At 58.9% G+C, this 16,032-nt stretch carries 17 protein-coding genes; 10 read left to right on the top strand and 7 right to left on the bottom strand.

Annotated features, from left to right (window positions below; translation table 11 throughout):
• Positions 1-197: 197 nt before the first annotated feature.
• Positions 198-2,291 carry a 3-hydroxyacyl-CoA dehydrogenase NAD-binding domain-containing protein gene (locus ACR0I7_RS18035; protein WP_480513490.1) on the bottom strand — a complete coding sequence of 698 codons (2,094 nt, stop codon included), beginning with the start codon at positions 2,289-2,291 and terminating at the stop codon, positions 198-200.
• A 242-nt stretch (positions 2,292-2,533) separates the two neighbouring features.
• On the opposite strand from ACR0I7_RS18035, the gene ACR0I7_RS18030 reads away from it, so the two are divergent.
• Positions 2,534-2,752 carry a DUF1127 domain-containing protein gene (locus ACR0I7_RS18030; protein ID WP_480513488.1) on the top strand — a complete coding sequence of 73 codons (219 nt, stop codon included), beginning with the start codon at positions 2,534-2,536 and terminating at the stop codon, positions 2,750-2,752.
• An 11-nt stretch (positions 2,753-2,763) separates the two neighbouring features.
• Here ACR0I7_RS18030 and ACR0I7_RS18025 read toward each other — a convergent pair whose 3' ends face one another.
• Both ACR0I7_RS18025 and ACR0I7_RS18020 read right to left on the bottom strand, forming a co-directional pair.
• Positions 2,764-4,044, bottom strand: coding sequence for an aspartate aminotransferase family protein (locus tag ACR0I7_RS18025; RefSeq protein WP_480513486.1), 1,281 nt, complete (start codon positions 4,042-4,044; stop codon positions 2,764-2,766).
• Between the two features lie 88 nt (positions 4,045-4,132).
• Complete coding sequence (locus ACR0I7_RS18020) at positions 4,133-5,212, bottom strand: alcohol dehydrogenase family protein (RefSeq protein ID WP_480513484.1); 1,080 nt, start codon at positions 5,210-5,212, stop codon at positions 4,133-4,135.
• 252 nt (positions 5,213-5,464) lie between these two features.
• On the opposite strand from ACR0I7_RS18020, the gene ACR0I7_RS18015 reads away from it, so the two are divergent.
• From ACR0I7_RS18015 to ACR0I7_RS17975, 9 genes are all read left to right on the top strand, one after another.
• Positions 5,465-5,887 carry a GFA family protein gene (locus ACR0I7_RS18015; protein ID WP_480513482.1) on the top strand — a complete coding sequence of 141 codons (423 nt, stop codon included), beginning with the start codon at positions 5,465-5,467 and terminating at the stop codon, positions 5,885-5,887.
• A gap of 313 nt (positions 5,888-6,200) precedes the next feature.
• A complete protein-coding gene (pcaF, locus tag ACR0I7_RS18010) occupies positions 6,201-7,403 on the top strand; it encodes a 3-oxoadipyl-CoA thiolase (protein ID WP_480513480.1) in 1,203 nt (400 codons plus the stop codon).
• Positions 7,404-7,418: 15 nt separating this feature from the next.
• The gene (paaA, locus tag ACR0I7_RS18005; protein ID WP_480513478.1) at positions 7,419-8,411 is read left to right on the top strand and encodes a 1,2-phenylacetyl-CoA epoxidase subunit PaaA; all 993 of its coding nucleotides are present in this window, start codon (positions 7,419-7,421) and stop codon (positions 8,409-8,411) included.
• Positions 8,408-8,887 carry a DUF3291 domain-containing protein gene (locus ACR0I7_RS18000; protein WP_480513476.1) on the top strand — a complete coding sequence of 160 codons (480 nt, stop codon included), beginning with the start codon at positions 8,408-8,410 and terminating at the stop codon, positions 8,885-8,887. The genes paaA and ACR0I7_RS18000 overlap by 4 nt, the downstream gene beginning before the upstream one ends.
• 59 nt (positions 8,888-8,946) lie before the next feature.
• On the top strand, positions 8,947-9,231 hold the full coding sequence (paaB, locus tag ACR0I7_RS17995) for a 1,2-phenylacetyl-CoA epoxidase subunit PaaB (RefSeq protein WP_480513474.1): 285 nt from the start codon (positions 8,947-8,949) through the stop codon (positions 9,229-9,231).
• Positions 9,231-9,989 (top strand): 1,2-phenylacetyl-CoA epoxidase subunit PaaC, encoded by a 759-nt coding sequence (paaC, locus tag ACR0I7_RS17990; protein ID WP_480513472.1) that lies wholly within the window; start codon positions 9,231-9,233, stop codon positions 9,987-9,989. The genes paaB and paaC overlap by 1 nt, the downstream gene beginning before the upstream one ends.
• A gap of 4 nt (positions 9,990-9,993) precedes the next feature.
• The gene (paaD, locus tag ACR0I7_RS17985; RefSeq protein WP_480513470.1) at positions 9,994-10,455 is read left to right on the top strand and encodes a 1,2-phenylacetyl-CoA epoxidase subunit PaaD; all 462 of its coding nucleotides are present in this window, start codon (positions 9,994-9,996) and stop codon (positions 10,453-10,455) included.
• Positions 10,456-10,465: 10 nt separating this feature from the next.
• Entirely contained in the window at positions 10,466-11,539 is a 1,074-nt protein-coding gene (locus ACR0I7_RS17980) for a 2Fe-2S iron-sulfur cluster-binding protein (RefSeq protein WP_480513468.1), read from the top strand.
• A gap of 13 nt (positions 11,540-11,552) precedes the next feature.
• A complete protein-coding gene (locus ACR0I7_RS17975) occupies positions 11,553-12,311 on the top strand; it encodes a Phenylacetic acid catabolic protein (protein WP_480513466.1) in 759 nt (252 codons plus the stop codon).
• Between the two features lie 4 nt (positions 12,312-12,315).
• Here ACR0I7_RS17975 and ACR0I7_RS17970 read toward each other — a convergent pair whose 3' ends face one another.
• From ACR0I7_RS17970 to paaK, 4 genes are all read right to left on the bottom strand, one after another.
• Positions 12,316-12,531 carry a hypothetical protein gene (locus tag ACR0I7_RS17970; protein ID WP_480513464.1) on the bottom strand — a complete coding sequence of 72 codons (216 nt, stop codon included), beginning with the start codon at positions 12,529-12,531 and terminating at the stop codon, positions 12,316-12,318.
• A 282-nt stretch (positions 12,532-12,813) separates the two neighbouring features.
• Positions 12,814-13,566 carry a GlxA family transcriptional regulator gene (locus ACR0I7_RS17965; RefSeq protein ID WP_480513492.1) on the bottom strand — a complete coding sequence of 251 codons (753 nt, stop codon included), beginning with the start codon at positions 13,564-13,566 and terminating at the stop codon, positions 12,814-12,816.
• Positions 13,567-14,109: 543 nt separating this feature from the next.
• A complete protein-coding gene (locus ACR0I7_RS17960) occupies positions 14,110-14,706 on the bottom strand; it encodes a TetR/AcrR family transcriptional regulator (protein WP_480513462.1) in 597 nt (198 codons plus the stop codon).
• 3 nt (positions 14,707-14,709) lie between these two features.
• Positions 14,710-16,020, bottom strand: a complete 1,311-nt coding sequence (paaK, locus tag ACR0I7_RS17955; protein WP_480513460.1) for a phenylacetate--CoA ligase PaaK — start codon at positions 16,018-16,020, stop codon at positions 14,710-14,712.
• Positions 16,021-16,032 lie beyond the last annotated feature (12 nt).

The following is a 16,032-nucleotide window of genomic DNA, read 5'->3' as shown; positions in this document are numbered from 1 at the left end:
GCATCGCGCTGCGCGCGATGCCGGGCCCAAGGCCGCTAGCGGGATTGGCGCAGCCAATGTCGCGCGGGCGCGGGAGCACCCTGTCACCACGCGACACAGTTCACGCTGGCAATTGCAAAAGCGCCTGATGTACTTGAACGGTTCTGCAGAGGGACACCTCCACGCCGCCCAAACGGAAGCACAACCCATATGTCACATCAGGTGTCCCGGTTCAGATCCTCGAACCTGCGCCCCTCGGCTACCAGCTTTTCGAGCAATGGTGCAGGTTGCCAGAAATGCGCGTCCTCTTTGGCCCAGCTGCGGATATCGGCAAGCACCTGAGGCAGCCCCTGCAGATCGGCCCACTTCAACGGCCCACCGCGATAGCGCGGGAACCCGTACCCATAGAGCAGCGTCACATCCACATCCAACGGACGGCGCGCGATGCCTTCGCCGACCACCCGCGCCGATTCATTCACCATCGCCGTCATATAGCGGCGAACGATCTCTTCATCCGTGAAGACACGCGGCGAAATGCCCTGCGCGATGCGATCCGCCTCAATCAGCGGCATTACCTCGGGGTTGGGTGCGCCACCGCGCTTGCCTGCCTCATAGACATAATATCCCCGCCTGGTTTTTTGCCCAAGCTGCCCCGCCTCGCACAGCTTATCCGCATAGGTGCTGTCGCGGGCCTGCGGATGCATTCCTTCGGCGCGCTGACGCTTGCGTTTGCTCCAGCCGATATCCAGTCCCGCCAGATCGTAGACCGCAAAAGGCCCCATCGCAAAACCGAAATCTGTCAGCGCCTTGTCGATCTGATAGGGGCTGGCCCCGTCCAGAACCATATGTTCGGCGCAGATGCGATAGGTATTCAGAATGCGGTTCCCGATGAACCCGTCACACACGCCGGATCGTACCGACACTTTCCCCAGACGCTTGCCCAGCGCAAACCCGGTCGCCACCACATCCGGCGCCGTCTGATCGGCCACCACGATCTCGAGCAGCTTCATCACATGGGCCGGAGAGAAGAAATGCAACCCGATCACATCCTCGGGCCGTCTGGTCATCGCTGCGATTTCGTTGACATCCAGGTAAGAGGTATTGGTCGCCAGAACCGCACCGGGCTTGCAGACCTCAGCCAGTTGCGTGAACACCTGTTTCTTAACGCTTATGTCTTCGAACACAGCCTCTATCACCAGATCAACATCGCCCATTGCGCCATAGTCGGTGGCAAGCGTCAGCCGGTGTCCCAGGATGTCATCGTGATCAGGCTGGCTCAGCTTGCCACGCTTCACAGCGCCCGCAAGATTTCCTGCGATCCGCGCCTTGGCGGCGGTTGCAGCCTCGGTCGACATTTCCAGCAGAACCACCTGCAACCCGGCCAGCAAAGCCGCTGTTGCAATGCCAGCGCCCATCGTCCCCCCTCCGATCACGCCGATCTGCTCAACCGCGCGGGGGGCAACATCCTTCAGTTCGGGCAATTTCCCAACGGCGCGTTCTGCAAAGAACGCGTGGATCAAGCCCTCGCGCTGATCTGAGGCCATCAGTTCCGTGAACAATTCCCGCTCGCGCGCCATTCCGGCCGCAAAGCTCTCGGCCTCGCAGGCGGCCTGCACGGCTCGCACGGCAACCGCCGGGGACAGCTGCCCGCGCCCCTTCCGCAGCACCTCGTCATAGACGGTGTCGAAATCCACAGGCTCGGGCGCGGGCATCTCACCCACCGCGCGGCGCGGGGCGTTCTCTGCCAGCAATTCGCGCACATAGGCAAGGCCGATCTCACGCGGATCGCCCTCCTGAACCCGGTCGAGAACGCCCAACTGTAAGGCCTCATCGGCGCGCACGTGCCGCCCTGTCGTGATCAGGTCCAGCGCCGCCGTAACCCCCGCAAGCCGGGGCAGGCGCTGGGTGCCGCCTGCACCGGGCAGAATGCCCAGATTGACCTCTGGCAAACCAACCTTGGCTGCGGGAACGGCTATGCGGTAATGACTGGCCAGCGCCACCTCAAGCCCGCCGCCCAGCGCGGTGCCGTACAAGGCCGAAACGATCAACAACGGTGACGCCTCAATCCGCGCGCATAAGGCAGGCAGCCACGGCTCCTGCGGCGGTTTTCCGAACTCGCGAATATCTGCACCGGCGAAATACGTCCGTCCCTTGCCGTAGATCAGAACCGCCCTGGCCCCGTCGGCCTCGGCGCGCTCAACGCCCGCCAGCAGTCCGCGGCGCATGTCGACGCCCAGGGCATTGACCGGCGGAGCGTTGGCCGCAAGCACCGCAATATCGCCAACCCGCTCATATTCTACAGCCTCGGACATCGATCTTATCTCCCCTGCCTCGAACAATTCCGCTATGCAGAACAAAATTCCGCAACAAACTGAATGTATCGGCACATATGTGCAACCCCCAATGAATGTGCGCAAACAAGATGCCGCACCGCATGCCCGACTCTACAGCCTCAGACTTGCATGAAACGCACAAGGGCTATTCGCAAACAGCGCTGGTTGCCGGCGCTGCCCCGGCGTAGAAAACCGGCGCATTCATACGCAAGAGGCACCCCATGGCCCGATCCACACCACACCGCCCGACGATCCCGCACCTGCTCTCGGTGCTGGGCGACATAGCTCACGGATTGTTGGAAGCGCTCGGCCAGATGGGCGAGGCACATGCACAAGTCAGTCACATCAAAGCCCTGGCAGCCCTGAGCGATCAGGACCTCGCCGCGCGCGGCATGGGCCGCGAAGACATCATTCGTCTGGTGCTCGCCCGCGCCATCTGACACGCGGACCTCTACATCCCGGCGATCGTTTCGGCCGCTTTGGCATAAGCCACCTCGCATAGCGCGAAATCCGCGTCGGTCAGGGCCAGCGACGGATAGGTTTTGCCCGCCGCCTTGAATATCCCGTTCTGCATCAGCACTGCGTTGAACCTTGTCGCCTTGGCTGCATCGGCGCGGGACATATCCCGATAGGTCCGGATCTCATCGGTGGTAAAGACGATCTCGAACAGGGTTCTGTCACCGACGATCCGGTGCGCGATGCCATGGGCGTTCAGCGCCGCAGTGGCCATGTCCATCAGCCGCTGGCCATTTTCACGCAGACGATCAAACTGCCCCTCACGCCGCAAAATCTCCAGCGTCTTCATCCCGGCCACGGCAGCAACCGGATTGCCCGCCAATGTCCCGATCTGCATCAGCCATCCATCAGTGCCCACAGCCGCCTTGTCGAAATGCGCCATGATCTCGGACCGCCCGACCACCGCGCCCAAAGGGAACCCGCCGCCGATGGTCTTGCCCAACGCCGTCAGATCGGGGATGACCCCGTACAATTCCTGCGCCCCGCCATAGGCAAAGCGGAACCCGGTGACCACCTCGTCAAAGATCAATACGATGCCGTATTTATCTGCCTCGTCCCGCAGCATCTGCAGAAAACCGGGTGCGGGTGGGATAATCCGCTGCAATGGCTCGACAAGGATGCCTGCCACTTGCGCCCCATGCTCGGCCAGCAACGCGCGCAGATAGTTCGGGTCGTTGAACGGCGCAATCAGCGTCTCGGCCTCAACGCTTTGCGGAATGCCTGCGCTGTCCGGTACCGGCTGCGGAAAATCGACTTCGCGGTCGGGGGCAAGGCTCATCTGCGCCTCGGCGCACATGCCGTGATAGCCGCCTTCGAATTTCACGATCTTGTCACGCCCGGTGAACGCGCGCGCCAGTCGGATCGCATACATATTCGCCTCACCCCCCGACGCGACATAACGGACCTGCCGGGCGCACGGAACCGCCGAGCAAAGCGCCTCGGCCAGCTCGACGGCACGTGAGTTATTAGCAAAAAACGTCATACCTTTGGGCAATTGATCCGCAATGGCGTCCAGCACCTCGGGGTGACCATGGCCCAGCAGCATCGGCCCCGATCCGATCAGAAGGTCGACATATTCCCGGCCATCTTCATCCCAGACCCGGCTGCCCCGCCCTTCGCGCAGGAACACCGAAGGATCGAAATTGCCCAGCCCGCCGCCGGGCAGGACCGCCTGGGCGCGCGCGCGCCAATCCGCCTCTGAGAGGATTTTGTCCATATGTGATACGCTCCTGCCATCTGCTCGGATGATTTTGACCAAAGAGTCAAATTTCAGTCAAGCACCCTCACCGATATGTCACCGAAGATCATGGGATCACCACGATATTCCCGGTATGCACCTTGTCGATGAAAGCCTGCTGCGCCTCGCGCAGTTCAGACAGCGGATAGGTCGCGGCCAGCGCCGGCCTGATCTGTCCGTTTTCGATATACTTCACCACATCCCGAAAGTTCTCGGGCGTCGTCACGGTCGACCCGGTAAACGTCAGATCGTTCAGGTACAACGTCCGCAGATCAAGCTCTACGATGGGCCCTGCAATGGCACCTGAGCAGGTATAGCGTCCGCCGCGCTCCAGATGCCCGATCAACCTGGGCCACAGGGCACCGCCCACGACATCGGCCACCACGGTGATCTTTTCGCCCAGCAATGCAGCGCTCAGATCATCCGGGCTGCGCGGCAGAATGCGATCGGGATTGAACTTGGCCACCTCACCATGCTTGGCCGCGCTGGCCATGGCGATCACGCGCGCCCCGCGCAGTTTGCAAAGCTGGATCAGGGCTCCGCCGACGCCGCCTGACGCTCCAGGGATCAGCACGGTATCTCCGGCACCGACCTGCGCACGATCCACCATGCCTTGCGCCGTGACATACGAACAGCTGAAGGTCGCCAGTTCGGCATCGCTCAGATCAGAAGAGACAACAGCCACGTCGCGCACATCCGCTTTGGTATATTCGGCAAACCCGCCATCACGTTCCGATCCGAAATAGCCGGCCTTGTTGCGGTCCATGGGGTCGTCCCAGTCCCGCATCCAGCCGGAAACGATAACCCGTTTGCCGATCAGCCCCGCATCAGCCCCCGCGCCAACCGCAATAACCGTACCAACCGCATCTGCGCCCTGAATCCGAGGAAATGAAAACGCGGCCCCGCCCCAGCTGCTGTCTTCGTCAACATCCGAATAGGCTCCGCCGGTCGTCGCCTCGTCGACCGCTTTGGAATACCAGCCGGTCCGTGAGTTCACATCCGTGTTGTTGAGCCCGCAGGCCCCGACCCGGATCAGCACCTCCATGGGCCCCGCCTGCGGTGTTGGCCAGTCCTCATGCCATTCGTATTTATCCATATCACCATGGCCGGTCAGAACCATGGCTTTCATTGTTGCAGGAATATTCATCTGGCGGCCTCCATTGCGATATCGTCGCGCAGCAATAGTTTTAGCGGGTCGTGCTCAGGCTCTCACGACGCACGCTCATGACGTGTGTCTTCTACAGAAATGAACTCACCGTTCGCGCACGCGGCAAGCGCATGCCCGAGTGAAGCGGTTTTCGATCCTACAAACAATGGTTTTCTGGCGTGGGGCGCAGGATGCGAGTATAGTTCGAAGCCTCACCAAAACGGTTGCAAAAATGGATGAAAGAGGCACAGGATGACAAGCTTGCAAGGTCAATGCATGTGCGGTTCGGTGACGTGGTCTTCGACCGGAACGGTCACGCGCCGCTTGTCCTGCCATTGCGCGGATTGTCAAAAGGCGACCTCATCTCCTTTCACTGCATTCGTGGGCCTGCCCCCTGAAACAGTCAGATGGGGTGGTGAAATCAATCACTATGAAAGTACGCCCGGAACGTATCGCGGGTTCTGTCCCAAATGCGGCACGAGACTGTATTTCAGATCCGACAAATGGCCAGGCGAGGTCCACATCCACGCCGCCACGTTAGCCGAGACATCTGACTATGCCCCGGATGCACATGTGGTGACACGCAGCGCTGTGCCCTGGCTTCGGCTTGCCGACGACATCCCCAAACACGCCAGCTTTCAGGCCGACCCCAACGCCACAGCAGCAGACGAGTGATACTGCCCCCGGCGGTCTACGATCACTTTTCGTATTCAACTCGACCAAACGCAGTCCCTATCGCGCCCGGATCCATTTTGTACAAAACACTCAAAAGCCCAAGCGCAACGTGTACAAAATGAACGCTTTAGGGATCGGCGCGTAGCATCCGAGAGTCAGTAAGGGTGACATCTGCGGCGCAATTATATGTTACCGAAATCCAAAAGATTCCCAAATTATGTTACATTTTTCTTGCCGCGAATCGCCAATTGGAATATTACCCGACCAAGCGGTCACCTAATGACGCTCGACCCAGGACCGGAGGATCTGACGCATGGACGCTTTTATCTGCGACGCTCAGCGCACGCCGATCGGCCGCTATGGCGGCGCACTAAGCCAGATCCGAACCGATGATCTGGCCGCGCTCCCGATCGCTGCACTGAAAGAACGCAACCCGCAGGTGGATTGGGCCAAGCTGGACGATGTGATCTATGGCGATGCCAACCAGGCCGGTGAAAGCAACCGGAACGTGGCGCGGATGGCGGCCCTTCTGGCCGGCTTGCCCGCCGACGTACCCGGTACAACGATCAACCGCCTGTGCGCATCCGGCATGGATGCGGTTGGCATGGCGGCGCGCGCCATCAAGGCGGGCGACTACGATATGGCGATTGCGGGTGGCGTCGAAAGCATGTCACGCGCGCCTTTTGTGATGCCCAAGGCAACCAGTGCCTTCGCCCGATCAAACGCGGTCTACGACACCACCATCGGCTGGCGTTTCGTGAACAAGAAGATGCACAACATGTACGGCACCGACTCGATGCCGCAAACCGCTGATAACGTGGCCGAAGACTATGGTATCAACCGCGCCGATCAGGATGCGTTTGCCGCGCGCAGCCAGGCCCGCTGGGCCACAGCGCAAGCCGCAGGTGTTTTCGCCAATGAGATCACGCCGGTCACCATCCAACAGCGCAAAGGTGATCCGATTGTGGTTGACACAGACGAGCATCCTCGCCCTGGAACAAGTGCGGAAAAACTGTCTGGTCTCAAGGGGGTAAACGGCTCCGATAAGACCGTGACAGCCGGGAATGCTTCGGGTGTGAATGACGGGGCGGCGGCCATTCTGCTGGCCAATGAGGCCGCCGCATCCAGCAACGGCTTGACGCCCATTGCACGCGTCGTGGGCATGTCTGTTGCAGGCGTAGAACCTAGGATCATGGGGATCGGTCCGGTTCCGGCCAGCCTCAAGGTATTAGCCCGCGCTGGGCTCAGCATCGAGCAGATGGATGTGATAGAATTGAACGAGGCCTTTGCATCGCAAGGTCTGGCCACCTTGCGTGAACTTGGCGTTGCTGATGACGCACCCTACGTAAACCCTAACGGTGGAGCCATCGCAATTGGCCACCCGCTGGGTATGAGCGGCGCACGGCTGGTGATGACCGCAGCCTATCAACTGCAACGCACCGGTGGCCGCTATGCTTTGTGTACCATGTGCGTCGGCGTCGGACAGGGTGCAGCGCTTATTCTTGAACGCGTGTAAGGGAGGAGACCCCACATGTATGCTCAAATGATCAAAACCGCCGGATCGGGTGTGAAATCCCGAGAAGATATGTCCGAGCAGGAACGCGCCTTTCAGGACAAGATTGACGCCGATATCAAGATCGAGCCCAAAGACTGGATGCCCGACGACTATCGCGCCACCCTGATCCGCCAGATCGGCCAGCACGCACATTCCGAAATCGTCGGCCAGCTCCCCGAGGGTAACTGGATCACCCGTGCGCCCACTTTGGAGCGCAAGGCGATTCTGCTGGCCAAGGTACAGGACGAGGCCGGGCACGGGCTCTATCTGTACTGCGCCGCCGAGACGCTGGGCGTCAGCCGGGACGAGATCACCGAAATGCTGCTGGACGGCCGCATGAAATACTCGTCAATCTTCAACTATCCGACGCTGAACTGGGCCGATATCGGCGCGGTCGGATGGCTGGTGGATGGGGCCGCGATCATGAATCAGGTGCCGTTGCAGCGGACATCTTATGGCCCCTATTCCCGCGCCATGATCCGTATCTGCAAAGAAGAGAGCTTTCATCAGCGCCAGGGCTATGACGCGATCCGCAAGATGGCCGAAGGCACGCCGGAACAGAAAAAAATGGCGCAGGATTCGTTGAACCGGTTCTGGTTCCCGTCGCTGATGATGTTCGGGCCTTCTGACAAGGACTCTGTCCATTCCGCGCAATCAATGGCGTGGAAGATCAAGATCAACACCAATAACGAGCTGCGCCAGAAATTCGTCGACCAAACCGTGCCGCAGGCCGAATATCTGGGCCTGACGGTCCCCGATCCGGACCTGAAATGGAACGAAGAGCGCGGGCATTATGATTTCTCCGAACCCGACTGGTCCGAGTTTTTCGACGTCATCAAAGGCAACGGCCCCTGCAATGTCGACCGTCTGGCTGCACGCAACAAGGCCTGGGACGATGGCGCATGGGTGCGTGACGGCCTGCTGGCCCATGCGCGCAAGGAGTCTCAACACAAGGTGGCCGCCGAATGAAACACCTCGCAGAGATCAACATCGCTCGTCTCAAATACGATGCAGAAGATCACCGGGTCGCCGATTTCATGAACGCTTTGGACCGGGTCAACGGCATTGCAGAGCGTTCGGCGGGGTTTCAGTGGCGCTATGTCGATGAAAGCGGCAATGCAACGGACACTCGGGTGATGAATGACCCGCGTGTGATTGTGAATGTCTCGGTTTGGAACGGCGTCAAGGCGTTGGAACAGTTTGTCTGGGGCACCATTCACCGCCAATTCTATCAGCGTCGTGAGGAATGGTTCAATGTGCTCGACAGCATGCACTTTGCCATGTGGCATGTTGCACCCGGCAGTCAGCCTACGGTGAGCGAAGCCATGCAACGCCTTGAGCATCTCAACGTACACGGCAATTCAGATCATGCTTTCGGCTGGAGCCATTTACCCGCGGCCACTCGCTGGCGCAGCGCGCAGTGCCAGACCGTGGCCGCCGAGTAACCATCTGCCGATTTAACGCTCGCAGGCGTATCGCGCCTTCAGACAGAAGGATTTGAGAAATGAAAAACGAATGGCCCCTCTGGGAAATCTTTATCCGCGGCCAGCATGGCATGAGCCATCGCCACGTCGGCTCGCTGCACGCGCCAGACGCGGAAATGGCTGTCAAGAATGCCCGTGACGTTTATACCCGCCGGAACGAAGGCGTGTCGATCTGGGTGGTCGAGGCCAACAATATCACCGCAAGCTCACCCAGCGACAAAGGTCCCCTGTATGAGCCGAGCGAAAGCAAGGTCTACCGGCACCCGACCTTTTTTGACATCCCCGAAGAAGTGGGGGCGATGTGATGACCCGCGATGAGGCGTTCCTGCAATTCCTGCTGCGGATGGGTGACAACACCCTGATCCTCGGCCATCGCGTCAGCGAATGGTGCGGCCATGCGCCGGTTCTGGAGGAAGACATTGCACTGGCCAACACGGCGCTGGACCTGATCGGTCAGACGCAAATGTGGCTGGGGCTTGCAGGCGAAATCGACGGCGGCAAAAGCGCCGATAATCTGGCCTTTCTGCGCGATGCGTGGGATTTCCGCAATGCCCTGCTGGTCGAATTGCCAAATGGTGATTTTGGCCAGACCATGATGCGCCAGTTCCTGTTCGATGCCTGGCATTCGATCATGTTGGGCCGCCTGATGACGTCGTCGGATGAACGGGTCGCGGCAATTGCCGCCAAGGCCAGCAAAGAAGTGACGTATCATCTGGAACGCTCAAGCGACACTGTTGTGGGACTGGGCGATGGCACCGAAGAAAGCCATGCAAGGATGCAGGCCGCGCTGGATTATCTCTGGCCCTATGTGGGCGAGATGTTCGCAAGCGATGACGTTGACGCCCAGATGGTGGCCGCAGGAATTGCGCCCGATCCGGCAGGTTGGCGTGGGGAGTATGATGAGCTGGTCTCACGCATCCTGTCTGACGCAACCCTGAGCATCCCCGACAGCCGCTTTGCCCATAAGGGCGGGCGTGATGGGCGGATGCATACGGAACATTTGGGGCATCTTCTGACCCAGATGCAGTGGCTGCAGCGCGCCTACCCCGGAGCAAGCTGGTAAGACGATGACGCGCGTCCCGACAGATCAGATATGGGGCTGGCTCGACGCCGTTCCCGACCCCGAGATCCCCGTGATCTCGGTGGTGGATCTGGGCATTGTACGCGATGTTCGGTGGGAAGCGGACACCCTCAGAGTGACCGTCACACCCACCTATTCCGGCTGCCCTGCGACCTCGGTCATCAGTATGGATATCGAAACCGCGCTGCGGGATCGCGGGATTGACGACATCCGCATTGAAACCAGCATCGCTCCGGCCTGGACAACCGATTGGCTGAGCGACAAGGGGCGCGAGAGGCTGGAAGAATATGGGATTGCCCCGCCGCAACCGGCGGGCGGACCCGACCGCTGCCCGCATTGCGGCAGCAAGGCCGTCGAAAAGGTCAGCCAGTTCGGCTCGACCCCGTGCAAGGCGCATTGGCGCTGCACCGATTGCCTGGAACCCTTTGACTATTTCAAGTGCATCTAGGGAGGACCTGATGGCGCGCTTTCACGATCTGGAAGTCACCAACATTCACAAGACCATCCGCGACGCGGTCGTGGTAACGCTGAAGCCGACAAATGGCGCTGTAGATGAATTCGACTTCACGCAAGGCCAATACCTGACGTTCCGCCGTGATTTCGATGGTGAGGAACTGCGCCGTTCGTATTCGATCTGCGCAGGTAAAGATGATGCGGCCCTTCAGGTTGGCATCAAGCGGGTCGATGGCGGGGCGTTTTCGACATGGGCCAACACTGACTTGAAAGTCGGCGATGTCATACAGGCCATGCCGCCGATGGGAGGGTTCTTTACCCCGTTGGATGCCGCAGCAGAGAAGCAGTATCTGGGCTTTGCGGGTGGCTCGGGCATCACACCAGTGTTGTCGATCCTGAAAACAACGCTGGCGCGCGAACCGCAGTCCCGATTTACGCTGGTTTACGCAAATAAAGGCGTGAACACGATTATGTTCCGTGAAGAGCTTGAGGACCTCAAGAACCTCTATATGGGGCGTTTGAATGTCATCCATATTCTGGAAGCGGATGCACAGGATATTGATCTGTTTACCGGGTTGGTGACGCAGGAAAAATGCGCCGAACTGTTCCAACACTGGATAGATGTCGAAAACACCGACACCGCGTTTATCTGTGGGCCCGAACCTATGATGCTGGGCATCGCTGCTGCGCTGCGCGCGCATGGGCTGGAGGATAGCCAGATCAAGTTTGAACTGTTTGCCAGCGCTCAGCCGGGCCGCGCCAAGCGAACAACAGCGGCGGCGGATGGGGCCTCGCAGGCCAACCAGACCACTGCGTCCATCACGCTGGATGGTGCGACGCAAACTGTCACCATGCCCAAGGATCAATCCATCCTCGACGGCGCGCTTGAGAATGCAATGGACGCGCCTTATGCCTGCAAGGCTGGCGTCTGCTCGACCTGCCGCTGCCGCGTGATCGAGGGCGAGGTTGAAATGGTGGCCAACCATGCGCTTGAGGATTACGAGGTCGAAAAAGGCTATGTCCTCAGCTGTCAGGCCTATCCGCTGACCGACAAAATTGTCGTCGACTACGACCAGTAAAAGGAGATCCGCGATGGCCGAAGACATGACGATCGAAAGCTATCTGGAGGCGGGCGGCGTGCTGACCAGCCCGGCAAATGTCCCTCCGCGCTATCGGGCCGAGCTGTTGAAACTGATGGCGACGTTTGTGGACAGCGAGCTTGCCGGTGCTGCCGGGTTTGCCGACATCATCAATCAGGGACCGGGCATCAAGGAACGCATCGCCGCCGCGAAGATCGTGCTTGAGAAAACCGACAGCGCGGATCGCGTTCTGAACATCATGGGCGAGTTCGGCGCGGATACCGAGCGCTATGCCAACCACCACCCGTGGACCGAACGGCTGGAGCGCGATGCCGATATCGGTGCCACCCGGACCGAGCACGACATGCGCCTTGCGGTCTTCAACTATCCGATCCAGGGCTGGGTCGATGCGGTGATGATGAACCTGCTGATGAGCCGCGCGGTGGTGATCCAGCTGGCTGAGTTCTCGATGATCTCCTATCAACCTCTGGCCGAAGCCTTCCGCACGATCACTCCGATTGAAACGCATCACGGGGAACTGGCGCTTGAAGGGGCGCAAAAGCTTTCAGAGCAGGGCCAAGCCGCGCAGATGCAGGCCTCGGCCAACTATTGGTGGCCTCGTGTGGCGGCCAGCTTTGGAACGGGTAGCTCGGCAAAGACTGAGACGCTGCGCAAGATGGGACTGCGCCGTGTGACGGGGACCGAAATGAAAACGCGCTGGGAGGCGGAGGCGAGCGGCCTGTTGCAGCAATTGAACCTGCGCGCGCCCTAACAGATCAGGGCCGAAGCGGGCGCCCAATCAGACCGTATTTACGAGCCAGCGATTTCCACGACCTGCGCTTTGGCTTGGCCAAAATGGGTTCGGATGACCCCTGTGCCCCGGACTGACGGTTGAATTCATAGACATCGATTATGCGCTCGGCACAGCCACAAGCCTCGCCCATACCTACTTTGGCAAAATAGAACTTCTCGAAACTTTCCGGTTTCTGCATGGCGTTCCTCCAGCTTCAGTGAAACAGAGCGGGCCATGGATGCCAAATCAAATCTCTGCGGCCTAGTTGCAGAACGTCAGAAACTTCAAGCTTTCCGTCAAGAACTGGTCCTATAGACTTTAATCGAACGCTCCAACTTCGATTGTAGAACTCCGCGAATGATGCACCACGGAGAACGTCCGGTATGACCCAAAGTTTCGGATACTACGCTTCGCGCCGATGTCCGTTTTGATGATGTGGAGGTGGCTTCGAGACTAAGCTATCTGTTCCGAACGCTAAAGCTCAGGTAGACTGTTTTCCCCTCAACTCGTACGGAGTGCGCTGAAACTCTGCACGAAAACACTTTGAAAAATGACTGGTCGAGGAAAATCCAGTTGCGAGAGCGACCTCGGTAATCGGAACACGAGATTGCACCAGAAGTCGGTAGGCCTCGCGCAGTCTCAGTCGCATGAAATGCCGCTTGGGCGATGCACCAAGGTAGCGCTTGAAAAGCCGCTCAAGTTGACGCGTAGAAATGTTGACATTCTGCGCGAGCTGCGCAGGAGATGGGGGTTCCTCAACTGTGCGTTCCATCTCGGCAATGACTTTAGAAACAATTGGATGAAGAATGGTCAGGCTATTGGGTGTCGCGATATCAATTGATTTTTGAATTTGCCGCAAGGGCGTGTAACACATCGCCTCGGAGACCTGATCAGCAAACTTTTCTCCGTGTTCTAGTGCTACAAAGTCGAGAAACAAATCTATCCCGGATACACCACCGGAACTGGAGCACCGCAAGCCTTCACAAACATGCGTTCGATTGCTCAGCTCAACGTCTGGAAACTGCTCTGAAAATCCTTTGCGATACCACGCGTGAAGAGCTGCTGGAGCGTTTCCCAACAACCCGGCTTTCGCCATCGCGATGGCACCCGTACCTAGTCCGGTCACACGGGTCCTGCCGCGTGCCATGCGACCAGCCCAAATCTTCAGGCTCCCAAGATCAAGATCAAAGACGTTCTCGCCGGATACAATTACGATATCTTCCGCCACGCTCACGTCACTCAACTTTGCACTGACCTCAGTTGCAACACCTATGCTTGAAACAACCGGTCCACTTGTGAGGCCACAAAACTGCCAGCCATATAAGGAACGCCCTGCAACGAGGTTCGCATTCTGGAGTGTCTCTAGCGCAGAGTTGAGTGAGAGAGACGAAAATCCTTCTAGCAAAACAAAGTGAAAGAAATGTGGGGTCTGAAGGTCATTGGACTGGCAGGTTGATTTCCCCCCATCTATGTCGGTGCTTTCTTGCGGCACAAATGCTCCAAACCAGAACTCATTTTATTAAGGCGAAAGCTTATTGAAGTCAGCTTTTGTCCGCAAGTTAGAGATTCGTTCAAAACGCATGAAGCGTATCTTGGCAAGCACGGCTCAAACGACAGGTTTGTCCGCTACTGTGTCGATCCTCAGGACACTCTGAACGGCAGGTCTGAGGCAGCAACTTGGGACGTTTGGATCTGCATTATATGGCGCGCACCACTATGACGTTTCAGAGAAATCTCCGAACCGAGGCAAAGATGGCCTGCGTTCTGCACAAAAGCGTCAGAGCCCTTTTACGCCAGCCAGTGTCAGATTGCTGACTTGTGCCGCATAGTGCCGACGCGCCTCGGCGTCTGCGCCGGTGTTCCACATATAATACCAGTTCAGCATGCCGAAGACAGACATCGTCGCCGAGCGCAGTTTTGCACGGTCGTCTTGAAAAACGTCCGGCGCGATATCCGCGATGATATCGCTTAGAAAATCCACCATGTCGCGTTGATATCCGCGCAACAGAGTCTGCTGCTCGGCCGGCAGCGCAGACATACCGCTGGTCTGAACCCTGTGTTCATCATCCACGCCCTGATAGGCCAGCAATATCTCGGTGACGACCTTGTGCAGCCGCTCAGGTGCCGTCAGCTTCTCGATTTCGAGACCACAGATCAGATCCCTGAGCTCGCGCAGATAGGTCTCGAGAATATCGAACAGGATCGCATCTTTACTGTCGTAGTAGTGATAGATGTTGGCCTTCGAGATACCGCATTCACGCGCAAGCTGCGTCATCGATGCCCGGTCAAACCCTTCACGCGCAAAAACCCGTGCCGCAGATTTGAGGATCTGCGTGCGTTTCTCTGCGTGGTCCTTTGCTATCGTACGGGCCAAACCTCACTCCTCGCTTCGGTTGTCGACTACGCGTTTTGCCTTGCCCTGGCTGCGCTCGACATCGCCGGGTTCGCCTACAACAATCTCGGTCGAAACGCCAACCACATCCTTGATCCGCTTGGTCAGCATCCGCGCCGCCGCCGTTTTGCTCAGCTCATCGGCGGCGTCGGGCAACGCCTCGACAAACACCCGCATGGCGTCCATCCGGCCTGCCTTATACAGCTCGATCTGATAATGCGGGGCAACGCCGCCGGTTGCCATGACCTGCTCTTCGATCTGGCTGGGAAAGACATTGACACCGCGCAGGATGATCATGTCATCCGACCGTCCGGTGATCTTCTCCATGCGCCGCATGGAGCGGGCGGTGCCCGGCAGCAACCGCGTCAGATCGCGGGTGCGATAGCGGATCATCGGCAGCCCTTCTTTGGTCAGAGTGGTAAAGACCAGCTCTCCCATTTCGCCGTCGGGCAACACCTCACCCGTCTGCGGGTCAATGATTTCGGGCAGGAAATGGTCCTCCCAGATCACCGGGCCGTCTTTAGTTTCAACGCATTCGTTGGCCACACCCGGCCCCATAATCTCTGACAGGCCATAGATGTCTACCGCATGCATATCGAAGGCCTGCTCCACCTCTTTGCGCATCGCATCGGTCCAGGGTTCGGCACCGAATACTCCCACCGACAGAGAGCTTTCGCGCGGGTCCATTCCGACCTTGTGGTACTGCTCAAGGATGTTAAGCATATAAGACGGCGTGACCATGATCCCGTCAGGTTTGAAATCGGTGATCAGGTTGACCTGCTTCTCGGTCTGCCCGCCGCTCATCGGAACCACCGTGGCGCCAAGGCGTTCGATGCCATAGTGCGCCCCCAGACCGCCGGTGAACAGGCCATAGCCATAGGCGTTGTGCACAATGTCGCCCCTGCGCAATCCGCTGGCGCGCAGTGATCGGGCGACAAGATCAGCCCAGTTGTCGATATCCGTCTGAGTATAGCCCACAACCGTCGGCTTGCCCGTCGTGCCCGAGGACGCGTGCAGGCGGGCAATCTGTTCGCGCGGCACCGCAAACAGGCCAAAGGGGTAGTTATCGCGCAGATCATTCTTGTAGGTGAACGGGAATTTGGACAGATCGCTGAGGCTCTGCAGATCGTCGGGATGCACGCCGGCCTCATCGAACCGCTCCCGGTACATCGCCACATTGTCATATGCATGGCGCAGCGACCATTTCAGACGGTCCAGTTGCAGCGCGCGGATTTCGTCGATCGAGGCGATTTCGATCGGATCAAGCTCTGCTTTGTTCGGGGTCAGGTCCTTCATGGCGTCCTCCTC

It is taken from the genome of Ruegeria sp. AM1, assembly GCF_056540745.1.
This window is presented reverse-complemented; position numbering and strand designations above follow the sequence as displayed.

Coding starts and splice junctions, on each gene's coding strand:
- paaD (WP_480513470.1), top strand. CDS start 9,994: ATGACGCGCGTCCCGACAGATCAGATATGGGGCTGGCTCGACGCCGTT.
- paaA (WP_480513478.1), top strand. CDS start 7,419: ATGTATGCTCAAATGATCAAAACCGCCGGATCGGGTGTGAAATCCCGA.
- ACR0I7_RS18030 (WP_480513488.1), top strand. CDS start 2,534: ATGGCCCGATCCACACCACACCGCCCGACGATCCCGCACCTGCTCTCG.
- ACR0I7_RS17980 (WP_480513468.1), top strand. CDS start 10,466: ATGGCGCGCTTTCACGATCTGGAAGTCACCAACATTCACAAGACCATC.
- ACR0I7_RS18020 (WP_480513484.1), bottom strand. CDS start 5,212: ATGAATATTCCTGCAACAATGAAAGCCATGGTTCTGACCGGCCATGGT.
- pcaF (WP_480513480.1), top strand. CDS start 6,201: ATGGACGCTTTTATCTGCGACGCTCAGCGCACGCCGATCGGCCGCTAT.
- paaC (WP_480513472.1), top strand. CDS start 9,231: ATGACCCGCGATGAGGCGTTCCTGCAATTCCTGCTGCGGATGGGTGAC.
- ACR0I7_RS17970 (WP_480513464.1), bottom strand. CDS start 12,531: ATGCAGAAACCGGAAAGTTTCGAGAAGTTCTATTTTGCCAAAGTAGGT.
- ACR0I7_RS18025 (WP_480513486.1), bottom strand. CDS start 4,044: ATGGACAAAATCCTCTCAGAGGCGGATTGGCGCGCGCGCGCCCAGGCG.
- paaK (WP_480513460.1), bottom strand. CDS start 16,020: ATGAAGGACCTGACCCCGAACAAAGCAGAGCTTGATCCGATCGAAATC.
- ACR0I7_RS18015 (WP_480513482.1), top strand. CDS start 5,465: ATGACAAGCTTGCAAGGTCAATGCATGTGCGGTTCGGTGACGTGGTCT.
- paaB (WP_480513474.1), top strand. CDS start 8,947: ATGAAAAACGAATGGCCCCTCTGGGAAATCTTTATCCGCGGCCAGCAT.
- ACR0I7_RS17975 (WP_480513466.1), top strand. CDS start 11,553: ATGGCCGAAGACATGACGATCGAAAGCTATCTGGAGGCGGGCGGCGTG.
- ACR0I7_RS18035 (WP_480513490.1), bottom strand. CDS start 2,291: ATGTCCGAGGCTGTAGAATATGAGCGGGTTGGCGATATTGCGGTGCTT.
- ACR0I7_RS18000 (WP_480513476.1), top strand. CDS start 8,408: ATGAAACACCTCGCAGAGATCAACATCGCTCGTCTCAAATACGATGCA.